Raw genomic sequence first — 13,364 nt, 5'->3', positions numbered from 1 at the left:
CACGAACTTTTTTTCGCCACGGGTATTCAGGGGGCATCTATATAAAAGTTATTTTGTTGTTAATGATTAAGTTAGCTATGTAAATGCCTATTTTGCGAATGTGATCCCCCCGAGACATGACATTTCCACTTTGAACTGGAAAAAATGCCGCTACACACCTATTCCGCTTGCAGGTAGGGTGATGTCATCGCGCAGAGGGAAGATTAATGAACTTGTCTTTGTAGTCAGAAAGTTGTTACAGCAAGAAATAGAGGATTGCCAGCGTGAATGATGTAGCCGCATTAAATGCAGCCGAGGCTCCTGAAATGGAAGACGCAATTACCCTCACTGAGCGGGTATTAGCTGAAATTACCGCGATGTTAAATGCCGAAAATATTTTTACCAACGATGTTCAGCAGCAAATGTTGACATCACATATTCGGGCCATGGTGTTACGTTCCATCACGGGCGAGCCATTACCTGAGGTAGATAAATCATTATTTGATGAGATCTCAGCACACTCAATGCAAATGGCTCAGCAAGTTGTCGATAAGTTTGCCAATTTACCGATTGAAGAGGCTTATTTATTGTCGGTGCATTTTGAAGTGGCGAAAGATAATAACCCATAAAACAGTGTTCTGGAGAAGAGACTATGAGTCAAATTACCGTTGTGATTGGCGACCGTTTAGGTAAAGGCCAGAAAGTCGGGCAAGGTGTTGAATTGGCTGGTGGCCGCGTGGTGGTTATTCCCGGTGTTGCCGCAGACATGAAACTGGGTGATGTGATGAATAGCGAAAAAGCGGACTTCGGTATCTCATTTTGTGGTAGCGGTGGCGCGGGTGCAATTACCGCACAAAATAAATATGGCTACAAAGCAAAATATGGCATGCGCTCAGTCGAAGAGGGTGTGACGGCAATAAATGAAGGCTGCAAAGTATTAGGCTTCGGATTTATGGATAAAGAAGAGTTAGGGCAAAGATTAGTGGAAGCTTATATCAAGAAATATGGTCAGCCGTAATGAAAGAGCAATATACCACTCAGGTACAAGTAAAAGGTAAGGGGGATACCAAGGGTAAAGCTTTCGCTAATGCCCTAGGTAATGTCCAAAATACGGTGTTGAAGTCAACACAAAATATTCTATTACGGATTGAACCCCAAGACGTAAAAGTATTACGTGCTGAATTATCAGTGAAAAAAGAGAAGTTTTTACTCTTTTTTCTGCCACGAGAAAGAAAAACATACAGCGTTGAATTAGATATTACTGTGAACGTGACAATTATTGACACAGAAAAGGTTGTCTTCGTTTCTAAATAAAAAGTGTATTCCCTCTGCCCGTTGATTTGCCCTTTGCTGCAATTTCAATGGCTGGGATATATACCTTAAATAATTCGAGTTGCAGGAAGGCGGCAACTGAGCGATTCCCCAGGAGCTTACATGAGTCAGTGACTGGGGTGAACGAAGGCAGCCAACGCACATGCAGCTTGAAGTATGACGGGTATAACTTATAGATGAAAGGATATGGTGATGCTTTTAATTATTCTTTTTAAGTCGATTATTATCGGCGGATTGGTCGGCGTGGGGGTCGGTGTTGGGGCCGCCCGCATGTTCCATGCACCGACCATACAGGGCATGGGCGCGTTTCGTACCTTGGGCGAGTTGAACTCGTGTGAGGGCGATCCGGCATCGCACTTCTCCTTCGGGCTAGGCTTCTTCTTCAACGCCTGGGCCTCATCGGTCGCCGCCGGGGCTTTTACTCAGGATGTCGATCACCGCATTATCCCGAACTGGGGTGCCGCAGCATTGATGATTAAAAATCGTAATGTGGCGGAAACCATGCATAACCCGAAAAAGATGGCGATTGCCTGCGGGATTATCGGGGTTATTGTCGTCAGCTTCCTCAATACCACGGCTTCTGCTGTTCCGGCGGCACTACAGGTCACGGCAATTAAAGTCTTGGTGCCCGCCGCCAATATTCTGGTTAATACCGTGATGCCAGTTATTTTCTGGTTAGCGGCTATTGATGCCGGACGCCGTTCAGGTTTCTGGGCCACTATTTTCGGCGGCTTGGCGCAGTTAATTATGGGCAACGCCGTACCGGGTCTAGTTCTGGGTATTTTAATTGGTAAAGGTGTCGAGGAGAGCGGCTGGAATAAGGTCACGAAGATCATGATGACAGTGATTGTGCTGTTGTTCGTGCTCAGTGGTTTCTTCCGCGGATTCGACATGAAGTTCCTGGAGTCATTCAGTCTGGGTGTACCCGTCTGGCTCGATACCATTCATAACGCATTGAGCGGAAAATAACATAGCGAGAGGAGCTTGATGATGGATGAACAAACCAAGAATAACTTCTGGTATGCCGACTGGTCCTTTCCCATCTTTGTAGGGCTGTTATCTTCCGGCGTATTTGCGGGTACTCATATGTATTACTTATATGGTATCGGCGCATTTAACGAAGTGGCCTTTGTTTCAATGCTGCGTGCGGGCATGGACACCGGCGTATATGGCGCAGTGGCGGCATTTGGTGCCAGCTTCTTATTCGCCCGTATCATTGAAGGCTCGCTGGTCGGTATTTTGGATATCGGCGGTGCGATTCAAACCGGTGTGGGCTTGGGTGTGCCAGCATTATTACTGGGGGCTGGATTTGTATTCCCGGTGGCTAATTTCGCGGCATCACTGGTGACAGGCTTGGTCATTGGCTTAGCCATCGGCTACCTGATTATTTTGGCGCGTAAATTCACGATTAACCAAAGTAATTCGACTTACGGTGCGGATGTCATGATGGGCGCAGGTAACTCATCTGGCCGCTTCTTAGGGCCACTGATCATTCTGTCCGCGATTACGGCATCTATTCCCATTGGTATTGGTTCTTTAGGCGGCGCATTACTGTTTTATCTGTGGAATAAACCTATTACCGGTGGCGCAATTTTGGGTGCCATGATTTTAGGGTCTATTTTCCCGGTCGCGATTTCTTGAATTTCGGGGTAAATATTCAAATGACCGGATATTTATCCCGCTGCGATACCCTGTCAGCAGGGTATAACGGAGAATAAAGCTAATGCATGACTTTATTATCACTCGGGCAGTATTGGTGGATGGCCGTCAGGTTGATATTACGATTAATGACGGAAAAATAACGGCAATCAGTGCAGCTATTCCGGCAGTGGAAAATAATCCCTCGGCATCCCCCCTTTATCCGGCCAAAAAAGTGCTGGATCTGGCGGGGAAATATTATCTCAGTGCGGGCTGGATTGATTCCCATGTTCACTGCTACCCCGCATCACCTATTTATCATGACGAAGCTGATTTAGTCGGTGTTGCCAGTGGCGTGACGACTGTGGTGGACGCGGGCAGTACTGGTGCCAATGATATCGATGATTTCTACCGCCTGACCCGCGCGGCGAAAACTCATGTTTATGCTTTTTTGAATATTGCAAAAACCGGCATCGTCACGCAAAACGAATTAGCCGATATGGCGCAGATTGATAAGCAGAGTGTCACTCAGGCGATTGCGCGCAATCCCGGTTTTATTATCGGCATTAAAGCCCGAATGAGCAGCAGTGTGGTGGGTAAAAACGGCATTAAGCCACTAATTCGCGCCAAAGAGATCCAGCAAGAAAACAACCAGTTACCGCTGATGGTGCACATTGGCAATAACCCGCCGGATCTGGATGAAATTGCCGATTTATTGACCCAAGGCGACATCATTACCCACTGCTATAACGGCAAGCCCAACCGAATTCTGACCCCCGCAGGGGCTTTACGCGACTCTATCCAGCGTGCGCTCAAACGCGGCGTGTTGTTGGATGTGGGCCACGGCAGTGCCAGCTTCAGCTTCGATGTCGCGGAGCTTGCCATTAAGCAAGGTATTCACCCGCACACCATCAGCTCCGACATCTATTGCCGCAACCGCATTAGCGGCCCCGTGCACAGTCTGGCGACCGTGATGTCCAAATTTTTCACTATTGGCCTGAGCCTTGAACAGGTCATTAACTGTGTGACTGAAAATGCCGCTCAAGCCCTACGCCTGCGCCATAAAGGGGTATTGGCTGAAGGCTATGACGCTGACCTGACCATTTTTGAGCTGAAACAGCAGCCGCAAGTGTTCAGCGACTCGGAAGGCAAATCAGTCACGGGTGAGCAGTTTCTGGTGCCACTGGCGGCAGTGGTTGCCGGTGACGTAGTGTTAACTGACGAAGGGAAGTTAAAAGATGTCTTCAGTCTATGAAAAATACCAGCTAAAACATGTAATTAACGCATCTGGCCGCATGACGATGCTCGGCGTATCAACACCACGACAAGATGTGGTAGACGCCGTGGAACTCGGCCTGAATCACTACTTTGAAATGAAAGATCTGGTCAATAAAACCGGTGCTTACATTGCCGATTTATTGAATGTCGAGAGCGCGGTGGTGGTCTCCTGCGCCTCTGCTGGGATTGCCCAATCCGTCGCAGCGGTGATCGTGAAAGATGATGCCAATTTGCTGGTCAATCTCCATGCCGCACCTCGCACCGTGCCCCATGAGATTGTCTTGCCGAAAGGCCACAATGTTAACTTCGGTGCACCGGTTGATACTATGGTGACACTGGGCGGCGGTAAAGTGGTGGAAGCGGGCTATGCTAATGAGTGTTTACCGGAGCAGCTAGAAGCAGCGATCACACCCAATACGGCGGCGATCTTGTACATAAAATCGCACCATTGTGTGCAAAAAAGCATTTTGTCGGTTGAGCAAGCGGTGGTGATCGCCCGTAAACATCAACTGCCGTTAATTGTTGATGCGGCGGCGGAAGAAGATCTGCTGTGTTACTCCCAAATGGGTGCGGATTTAGTGATTTACAGCGGTGCTAAAGCCATTGAAGGGCCAACCAGCGGATTGGTTTTGGGCAAGAAAACCTATGTTGATTGGGTGAAATTGCAATCAAGCGGCATTGGTCGGGCGATGAAAGTGGGCAAAGAGGGCATCCTCGGCCTGACTCGCGCCATTGAGAGCTACATGACGCTGGAAAAAGAGACTGGCCAGCAGATGGTGGCGAAGATGACGCCTTTCATCACTCAACTGAATACTATCGACGGCGTATCCGCCAGAGTGGTCTGGGATGCGGCGGGGCGCGATATTGCCCGCACTGAAATCAGTTTTGATGAAGCCAAAATTGGCCGATCGACGCCGGATCTGGTGGATGCGCTAAAAAATGGTGAGATCGCCATCTACTTCCGCGCCTACAAAGCCAACGAAGGCAAGATCGAGGTGGATGTGCGCAGTGTGACACCTGCGCAGCTCGAGACAATTTATTGCTGTATCAACAACTTGGTTAAGGGAGCCTAACCCATGAAATTGACCCCAAATTATTACCGTGATCGGGTATGCCTGAATGTGCTGGCCGGTTCCAAAGAGAATGCGCGCGAGATATATCAGGCGGCGGAAGGCCATGTGCTGGTGGGGGTGTTATCGAAGAATTACCCCGATGTTGACAGCGCGGTGAAAGAGATGCGCGAGTACGCGGCACTGATCGACAATGCCTTGTCCGTCGGGCTGGGCGCGGGTGATCCGAAGCAATCGACGATGGTCAGCCAGATCTCGCAGCAGGTGCAACCACAGCATGTGAATCAGGTATTTACTGGCGTCGGCCCGAGCCGTGCTCTGCTGGGGCAGCAGGAGACGGTGGTTAACGGCCTGATTTCGCCGACGGGTAAAGTCGGTTACGTGAAGATCTCTACCGGCCCACTCAGTTCGCAGCAAAAAGATGCGATCGTTCCGGTCACGACCGCCATTGCCATGCTGCGGGATATGGGCGGCAGCTCGATAAAATTCTTCCCAATGAATGGGTTAGACTCTATCGACGAGTACCGCTTTGTGGCTGAAGCTTGTGCGGCGACCGGTTTCTGGCTGGAACCGACTGGCGGCATCGATCTAGAGAATTTCGAGCAGATCGTGCAGATCGCTCTGGATGCTGGCGTGACGAAAATCATCCCGCACATCTACAGCTCGATTATCGACAGCAAAACGGGCAATACTCGCCCGGAAGATGTGAAAACCTTATTGGATATCGTGAAGAAAATTGTGGCCTAATACTGGATTGTGCCGCCAGCATAGAAAAAATAATGTGAGATAACGTCCCCCCTGCGCCCCTGCTGGCTGGGGGGCACTCACTGCCTTGAAAAACAGCCTATCTGAATAACGGAGTGGAGCAGTGAGATTTCCCTATCAACGTCTGGCCTATATGTTCGATGCACTGCAATCGGAAACGCTGCCTCAGGATGAGCTGGCGAAACGCTTTGCGGTCTCGACACGTACTGTGCGGGCAGATATCACGGCGTTGAATGAGATTCTTGAGCATTATGGCGCACACTTTGTGCATAACCGTGGCTTTGGTTATCGCTTAATGATTGATGATGCCGAACGCTTTCGTGCTCTACAGCAGCAAAATCGCAAAACACATTTAACCCCGCGCACCGCTAATGAGCGAGTGCACTATCTGTTAATCCGTTTTCTGACCTCCGCTTTTTCATTGAAGCTGGAAGATTTAGCCGATGAATGGTTTGTCAGCCGTGGCACATTGCAAAATGATATGGCTGAGGTGAGAGAGAGGCTAAATCGCTACCATCTGACGATTGAAACCAAGCCCCGCTATGGCATGAAACTGTTCGGCACGGAGTTGGCGATCCGCACCTGTCTGACGGATCTTTTGTTCCAGCTACAACTGCAAGATGCTGATAACCCATTATTAAAAAATGAGTTTCTGAGCATTCAGGCCATCCCCGATCTGACCGAAATGCTCCATGCATTGTTGGATCAATATGGGGTGCGGCTGACGGATGAAGGTGAGCAGTACCTGATTTTCTACTGCGCGGTGGCGATAAAACGTATCACTGACGGTTATCCATTATCTGATTTTGATGCAGAAGATGTGGATGAGGCGGTAAAACTGGCTTCAGGCCGCTTGGCGAATGAGCTTCAATTACTCTCTGGTAAAGATATTTCAGCGGCGGAAGAGGCCTATTTGCGGGTCAATATTGCCGCCCGTCGGGTACAAGCCAGCCAGCCGAGCACCAGTCGGCCGAGTGAGATCAATGCAGATGATGAAGAGACGCTGGTGGATTACATCCTCTCTTACATCAACGCGCATTATAACTACAATTTGCAGGGCGATAAGCAGCTCCGCAGTGATCTCCTCACCCATATCAAAACCATGATCACGCGGGTGAAATACCAGATAACCATTCCTAACCCGTTGTTATCCAATATCAAACAGCACTACCCCATGGCCTATGATGTGACACTGGCGGCGGTCTCCAGTTGGGGAAAATATACCCCTTACAGCTTGAGTGAGAATGAAATTGGCTATTTGGTGCTGCATATCGGGGTGGGGCTGGAGCGCCATTACAATATTGGCTATCAGCGCCATCCGCAGGTGATGTTGGTGTGTGATACCGGTAACTCCACCACCCGCATGATTCAGGCGCAGATCTCCCGCAAGTATCCACAAATTGTGATGACACAGACCATTTCGCTGCGTGATTACGAACTTCTCAACCATATCGACGAAGATTTCATTATCTCCAACTCGCGGTTAGTTGAAAAAAACAAACCGGTGGTGGTGATGTCGCCATTCCCGACCGAATATCAGTTAGAGCAGCTCGGCAAGTTGGTATTGGTGGATCGCACTCGGCCTTACATGCTGGAGAAGTTTTTTGATCGCCACCATTTTATGATTATCGACCAGCCGATGACGCAGGCGCAGTTATTCGAGAAAGTCTGTGGTCAGTTGGAGGATGAGGGGATTGTTGATGCTGATTTCTATCCGTCAGTAGTGGAGCGGGAAGCCATTGTCTCCACCATGCTGGGCGAAGGGATCGCGCTGCCCCATTCACTGGGCTTATTAGCAAAGAAAACAGTGGTGGTCACATTACTGGCCCCCAAGGGTATTGTCTGGGGTGATGGCGAAGTGGCGTATGTCATTTTCTTGCTGGCGATCAGTAAAACCGATTATGAAGAGGCGATGGCGATTTATGATCTGTTCGTCACCTTTGTGCGCGAGCGATCTATGAGTCGGCTGTTGAGTAGCCAGCATTTTGATAGTTTTAAGGCGATAGCGATTGATTGCTTGAGTCGGATTTGAGTTTTAATTTCAATTTCAATTTCAATTTCAATTTCAGTTTCAGTGATGGTGGATCGGATCAGGTATCGGGCTGAAACTGGATCAAGTTTCGGTTGATATTCGTTCAGGTGCTCGGTTCGGTTGTCAAAGGTTCAGTGCTCACCTAACCTCCGATGCCTCAACCGCCAAAGGGGTTACAAGCGCGTAACCCCCTTGGAATCCCTGCGCTAGCGCACGTATCGCTTGCCCACTTCGTGGGTTCCCTCGCTCATCGTTCCGGCTGACGGACGGCTTTACGCGGGTCCCTCCGCGTGACGCCTAAAACGGGCGTCCTGCCCGTTTTCCTTGCCTACTCTCTTCACTCGGCAGCTCAAATGTGCTTTTAACTTCAAGGTCAAAACCATGTTTTTTGGCTTTTGATGTTGAGCGCAATTAGGAATATTGCCGACAAAGATTGCAGGCCGAATGAGCCGCATGGACGCGGCGAAAGGGGCTGTCGAGCTGGGAGCGAGTCAGCTCCGGTTCGATTAGCCGGCAAGCTGCCGGAGGGGATGGCGAAGCCACAATATTTCGCGCAAGGCGCGGGTGTTGGGCCGCCGCCCTGCGGCCCGACTCGGTTGAGGCTACGAGGGTTAGGTGATCACCTAACGAATATCAACCGAAACCAGATCCGATCTGAATCTAATCCCTGATCCAATAAACCCCCTCATACCCCCGTAATACCATCTCCTGCGGTTGGAGTGCACTTTCACCGTAGCTGCTCATCAACAGTTGCCACTGACCATCCAAGGCGACCCCCTCTGGCTGCCATGCTTGCGGTTCACCACTCAAATTCGCGACCACCAACAACTGCTTGCCTTGCCAACGACGCAAATAACACCATAAATCGGGATGCTGCGGGCAAAGATCCTGATAATCGCCGAAGGTGAAAACATCATGCTGCTTGCGGAGCGCTATCAGATATTGATAGGCATAAAACACGGAGTCAGTATCGGCTAGCGCGGCCTCGGCGTTAATCTGGGGATAGTTGCTGCACGGCTCAATCCAAGGCGTGCCTTGGCTGAATCCCGCATTGTGGCTGCGATCCCACTGCATCGGCGTGCGGCCATTATCACGGGATTTCGCCGCCAGAATCGTCAATAACTCGCCAGGATCGCGCCCGTTGGCACTTAGCTCAGCAAACATATTCAGGCTTTCGACATCACGATATTGGCTGATCGAGGTGAAATTCGGATTGGTCATGCCAATCTCTTCGCCCTGATAGATATAGGGGGTGCCCTGCATACCATGCAGCACCATCGCCAGCATCTTGGCCGCAGGCAGGCGCAGCGCACCTTCATCGCCAAAGCGAGACACAATGCGCGGCTGGTCGTGGTTACACCAAAACAGCGCATTCCATGCGCGGTTATACATACCCTGTTGCCACTGGTTAAAAATCTGCTTCAGCTCGACCCTGTTTGGGGGCATCAGCGACCACTTCTCGCCATTGAGATAATCCACTTTCAGATGGTGGAAATTAAAGGTCATCGACAGCTCATCGCCCCCCAATGCGGCATAGCGCTGGCAATGTTCAAGGCGAGTGGAGGACATCTCGCCGACGGTCATCAGGCCGCGTGGTTGAAACACATCGCGGCTCATCTCTTGCAAAAATTCGTGGATACGGGGACCATCGGTGTAGAAACGGCGGCCATCGCCCTCAAAATCATCGGGGAAGTCCTGCTGTTTGGAGACCAGATTGATCACATCCAGCCGCAAACCATCCACCCCCATATCGGCCCAGAACTCGCACACTTTTTTCAGTTCATCACGAACCGGCTGATGTTCCCAGTTCAGGTCCGCCTGCTCGGTGGCGAACAGATGCAGGTAATATTGACCACTGGCGGCGTGCCATTGCCATGCATTGCCGCCAAATTTCGAGCGCCAGTTATTGGGTAAGTTATCACCCTCGCCGTCGCGCCAAATATAGAACTGGCGATAAGGGCTGTTGCGGTCCTGCGAGGCTTTAAACCAAGCGTGCTCGGTGGAGGTGTGGTTGAACACCATATCCATCACGAGGCGAATCCCGCGCTGATGGGCTTGCGCGACCAGATGTTTGAAGTCGTCCATGGTGCCGTAAGCCGGGTCGATGGCGCAGTAATCCGCCACGTCATAGCCATTATCCACTTGCGGCGAGACATACACTGGCGTCAGCCAAATGGCATCAACCCCCAGTTTTTGCAGATAATCCAAACGTTGCGTCACCCCCGCAAGATCACCGTAGCCATTACCGGTGCTGTCCTGAAAACTCTTCGGGTAAATCTGATAAATGACGCCGTTTTGCCACCAAGGGATAGGATTATTCATAGCAGACTCTTTATTCGTAGAAAAACAGAAAAAATGGGAAAAATGACGCCGCCAGTGAATCACCACTCGCGGCGTGTCGAGACTCAGACCGGCAGCTCGCCGCGACTCTCTTTGCGCTTATAAACCATAATCGTCAGCACCAGTGGCACCACAATCGCCACTAACATTGCCAAGGCATAGATGCCCCAGAACTGCGGCTTAATGGATAAAATGCCTGGCAGACCGCCGACACCAATTCCGTTCGCCATCACCCCGGTCAATCCGCAAATCAGACCCGCCAACGCAGAGCCAATCATGGCGCAGAGCATCGGGAAACGGTATTTCAGGTTGATACCGTACATGGCGGGTTCGGTGACACCTAGGTAAGCCGAAATGGCCGCTGGAACAGAGATTTCGCGCTCATTAATTTTACGGCTGATAATGATGATACCCAGTACCGCAGAAGCCTGCGCAATGTTAGACAGCGCAATCAGCGGCCAAACTGGCGTGCCGCCCATGCTCTGAATCATCTGCATATCAATGGCTAACGTGGTTTGATGCACACCAGTGATCACCAACGGCGCATACAGGAAGCCAAACAGCGCAGCCCCAATCGGCGCGAAGCTACCGGTCATCACCGCTTTCACGCCCCATGCCACACCATCACCAATCATGCGGCCAAATGGCCCAATTAAAGTATGGGCGAGGAACACCGCCAGCAACAGGGAAACCACCGGTACCACCACCAGATAGAGGTAAGCGGGGATGATTTTTTTCAGGTTGGTTTCAATCCAGCCGAGCGCTAAACCAGCCAGAATCGAGGGAATAACCTGCGCCTGATAACCCACTTTTTCAATGGTGAACCAGCCGAAATTCCACACCTCAGGAGTTTGTTGGCCCAGCAGATAGGAGTTCATCAGTTGCGGCGAAACCAGCGTGATACCCAGCACAATCCCCAATACCGGCGTGCCGCCCATTTTCTTCACTGTTGACCAGCAGATCGCCACTGGCAGGTAGAAGAAGATGGCTTCGCCCAGTAGCCAGAGGAAGTCATAGATGGTTTTCCACGCCGGATAGAGCTGCGCCAGCGTTTTGCCGTCGCTCATCGGGATATCACCGATCACGTTACGGAAGCCGAGGATCAAGCCGCCGCTGATCAGTGCGGGTAACAGGGGGAAGAAGATCTCGGCAAAGTGAGATATGCCGCGCTCAAACCATGTCATATTCTGCCGCGCCGCCAGCTTGGTTTGCTCTTTATCCACTTCATTCAGGCCAATTTTAGCAATCAGCGCTTGGTAGTAGTCATCCACTTCTGGCCCGATAACCACTTGAAATTGCCCAGCATTAGTAAAGCAGCCTTTGACCATCGACAGATTTTCGATCTCTTTGGGCGAGGCTTTCGATGGGTCGTTTAACACAAAACGTAGCCGGGTAATGCAGTGGCTGACGGTGGCAATATTTTCTCTGCCTCCCACCAGTACGATCAATTGATCGATATCTTGTTGTTTTACTTTGCTCATTTCAACGTACCTTTCGTAAAGGTGGGATAGCCTGCTGAGTGGTAAGGTGCTTTTTGATCGGTAAGCGCTATCTTGAATAAAAAAGAGTCAAAACAGTCGTCGGTATTAAGATTATCGCCACGACTAAAACCATAGCCGATTAAATATTCGGCTAATTAAAGATTAGCTAGATATTAATTATTATGAAATGGGAACGTTCCCAACCTGCGTCGAAGATCACAATTTGACAATTTTTGTAGCAAATGGACAGGCGCGTTGCTGCAAAACACGCCACGACTCAGGATGGGATCTCAGCTCGCAACTCATCACTCACAACAGGAGAGAAGAGGCGGGTCAGGCCAGTTGACCGGGGATAATAATCTGCTGAATGGACTGGCTATGATTAAGCTGAGCCAGCAGTTGTTGCGCCGCTTTCATGCCCGCAGTGCCGTAGCCCAACTCGACTGACAGTGTATTGGGGAACAGAAAGTGCAATAGCGGCGTATTGCCAATGCCACACACCTGAATATGTTGCTGGCCCTGCTGCTGTAAGTACTTGCTCACCCCCATGGCGATGGTATCAGAGGCGCACACCAGCGCCGAGGTGTCCGGCTTTATCACCTGCGGTGCCAGTTGAAAACCACTTTGGTAGCTCAGTTCTCCCAGTGCGACCGTCGGGGTCAGGCCGTGCTGCTGGCTATAATCGAGATAGGATTGATGACGACGCATCCCGGTAGTGGCATCTGATGGCTGCACGCCGATATAACTGATATGACGATGCCCAGCGTGGCGCAACTTATCCATCAACAGGCGCACTGCGCCTTCATCGTCGTAGCAGACGGAAGAGTAACCCGCGTATTCGCGCGCCAATACCACCATCTTTTCCTGCCACGGCGAGAGCATCTCTGCGCTTAACCCCGTGAAGCCAAACAGAATCACCCCATCCACATTGCGCTGTTGCAGCACATGCAGATGCTCGCTGACCAAGGCGGGATCAAACTGACTCTCCATCAGAATCGGGTCGTAACCTTGCTGATAGAACAGGGGCAGCATGGTGCGTACTGCCTGATTTTCAGACGGTGAATCCAGACGGGAGACTATGATCGCCACCACTTTATCGCTCTGCCCTCGCATGGCGCGGGCTGATTTTGATGGGGTAAACCCCTGCTGCCGAATCACCGCCTCAACCCGCTCGCGTGTCTGTGGGCTGACACTGCCTTCGTTATTCAATACCCGTGAAACCGTGGATTTTCCAACTCCACTCATGCGGGCAATGTCCTTAATGGTCAAACGGTTTTGCATGGTTTACCTAATGTTTAGGTTCAAAAATATATAATAAATAGATTATTTATATTTGGCGGCGTCGTGGGAAGCATAGCATGCACAGAATCAGACTCAGCGCATGATCTCCCCCATGACTGGCGGCATGTTATTACCTTAGCGGATTCTGTGCCGTCGAGGTATTTTTTG

At 50.6% G+C, this 13,364-nt stretch carries 12 protein-coding genes; 9 read left to right on the top strand and 3 right to left on the bottom strand.

All coding sequences use genetic code 11. The annotated features are described in order from the left end of the window. Nucleotides 1-263 precede the first annotated feature (263 nt). From HRD69_RS03095 to HRD69_RS03055, 9 genes are all read left to right on the top strand, one after another. Nucleotides 264-608, top strand: a complete 345-nt coding sequence (locus tag HRD69_RS03095) for a PRD domain-containing protein (RefSeq protein ID WP_004878064.1) — start codon at nt 264-266, stop codon at nt 606-608. 23 nt (nt 609-631) lie between these two features. Beyond that, a complete protein-coding gene (locus HRD69_RS03090) occupies nt 632-997 on the top strand; it encodes a glycine-rich SFCGS family protein (RefSeq protein WP_004878063.1) in 366 nt (121 codons plus the stop codon). Continuing rightward, nucleotides 997-1,293, top strand: coding sequence for a DUF4312 family protein (locus HRD69_RS03085; RefSeq protein WP_032815603.1), 297 nt, complete (start codon nt 997-999; stop codon nt 1,291-1,293). Before HRD69_RS03090 ends, HRD69_RS03085 begins: the two co-directional genes overlap by 1 nt. Nucleotides 1,294-1,503: 210 nt before the next feature. Continuing rightward, the gene (locus tag HRD69_RS03080) at nt 1,504-2,280 is read left to right on the top strand and encodes a DUF4311 domain-containing protein (RefSeq protein ID WP_032815602.1); all 777 of its coding nucleotides are present in this window, start codon (nt 1,504-1,506) and stop codon (nt 2,278-2,280) included. Between the two features lie 21 nt (nt 2,281-2,301). Next, nucleotides 2,302-2,952: a DUF4310 family protein gene (locus HRD69_RS03075; protein WP_032815601.1), complete on the top strand. Its 651-nt coding sequence runs from the start codon at nt 2,302-2,304 to the stop codon at nt 2,950-2,952. An 82-nt stretch (nt 2,953-3,034) separates the two neighbouring features. After that, complete coding sequence (locus tag HRD69_RS03070; RefSeq protein ID WP_004878057.1) at nt 3,035-4,204, top strand: amidohydrolase/deacetylase family metallohydrolase; 1,170 nt, start codon at nt 3,035-3,037, stop codon at nt 4,202-4,204. Next, nucleotides 4,188-5,300 carry a DgaE family pyridoxal phosphate-dependent ammonia lyase gene (locus tag HRD69_RS03065; protein ID WP_032815599.1) on the top strand — a complete coding sequence of 371 codons (1,113 nt, stop codon included), beginning with the start codon at nt 4,188-4,190 and terminating at the stop codon, nt 5,298-5,300. The genes HRD69_RS03070 and HRD69_RS03065 overlap by 17 nt, the downstream gene beginning before the upstream one ends. A 3-nt stretch (nt 5,301-5,303) precedes the next feature. Next, a complete protein-coding gene (gene dagF / locus HRD69_RS03060; RefSeq protein ID WP_004878053.1) occupies nt 5,304-6,044 on the top strand; it encodes a 2-dehydro-3-deoxy-phosphogluconate aldolase in 741 nt (246 codons plus the stop codon). Between the two features lie 121 nt (nt 6,045-6,165). Further along, nucleotides 6,166-8,094, top strand: coding sequence for a BglG family transcription antiterminator (locus HRD69_RS03055; protein WP_004878051.1), 1,929 nt, complete (start codon nt 6,166-6,168; stop codon nt 8,092-8,094). Nucleotides 8,095-8,754: 660 nt separating this feature from the next. Here the strand turns inward: HRD69_RS03055 and treC are convergent. The 3 genes from treC to treR form a co-directional block, all read right to left on the bottom strand. Continuing rightward, nucleotides 8,755-10,416 (bottom strand): alpha,alpha-phosphotrehalase, encoded by a 1,662-nt coding sequence (gene treC, locus HRD69_RS03050; protein ID WP_032815621.1) that lies wholly within the window; start codon nt 10,414-10,416, stop codon nt 8,755-8,757. Nucleotides 10,417-10,499: 83 nt separating this feature from the next. Then, the gene (gene treB / locus HRD69_RS03045) at nt 10,500-11,915 is read right to left on the bottom strand and encodes a PTS trehalose transporter subunit IIBC (RefSeq protein ID WP_004878119.1); all 1,416 of its coding nucleotides are present in this window, start codon (nt 11,913-11,915) and stop codon (nt 10,500-10,502) included. Between the two features lie 333 nt (nt 11,916-12,248). Then, nucleotides 12,249-13,196: a trehalose operon repressor TreR gene (gene treR / locus HRD69_RS03040; protein ID WP_004878117.1), complete on the bottom strand. Its 948-nt coding sequence runs from the start codon at nt 13,194-13,196 to the stop codon at nt 12,249-12,251. Nucleotides 13,197-13,364: the final 168 nt, after the last annotated feature.

It is taken from the genome of Yersinia mollaretii ATCC 43969 (assembly GCF_013282725.1).
Classification (GTDB): domain Bacteria; phylum Pseudomonadota; class Gammaproteobacteria; order Enterobacterales; family Enterobacteriaceae; genus Yersinia; species Yersinia mollaretii.
This window is presented reverse-complemented; position numbering and strand designations above follow the sequence as displayed.

Coding starts and splice junctions, on each gene's coding strand:
- HRD69_RS03090 (WP_004878063.1), top strand. CDS start 632: ATGAGTCAAATTACCGTTGTGATTGGCGACCGTTTAGGTAAAGGCCAG.
- treC (WP_032815621.1), bottom strand. CDS start 10,416: ATGAATAATCCTATCCCTTGGTGGCAAAACGGCGTCATTTATCAGATT.
- HRD69_RS03085 (WP_032815603.1), top strand. CDS start 997: ATGAAAGAGCAATATACCACTCAGGTACAAGTAAAAGGTAAGGGGGAT.
- treR (WP_004878117.1), bottom strand. CDS start 13,196: ATGCAAAACCGTTTGACCATTAAGGACATTGCCCGCATGAGTGGAGTT.
- dagF (WP_004878053.1), top strand. CDS start 5,304: ATGAAATTGACCCCAAATTATTACCGTGATCGGGTATGCCTGAATGTG.
- HRD69_RS03065 (WP_032815599.1), top strand. CDS start 4,188: ATGTCTTCAGTCTATGAAAAATACCAGCTAAAACATGTAATTAACGCA.
- HRD69_RS03070 (WP_004878057.1), top strand. CDS start 3,035: ATGCATGACTTTATTATCACTCGGGCAGTATTGGTGGATGGCCGTCAG.
- HRD69_RS03080 (WP_032815602.1), top strand. CDS start 1,504: ATGCTTTTAATTATTCTTTTTAAGTCGATTATTATCGGCGGATTGGTC.
- treB (WP_004878119.1), bottom strand. CDS start 11,915: ATGAGCAAAGTAAAACAACAAGATATCGATCAATTGATCGTACTGGTG.
- HRD69_RS03075 (WP_032815601.1), top strand. CDS start 2,302: ATGGATGAACAAACCAAGAATAACTTCTGGTATGCCGACTGGTCCTTT.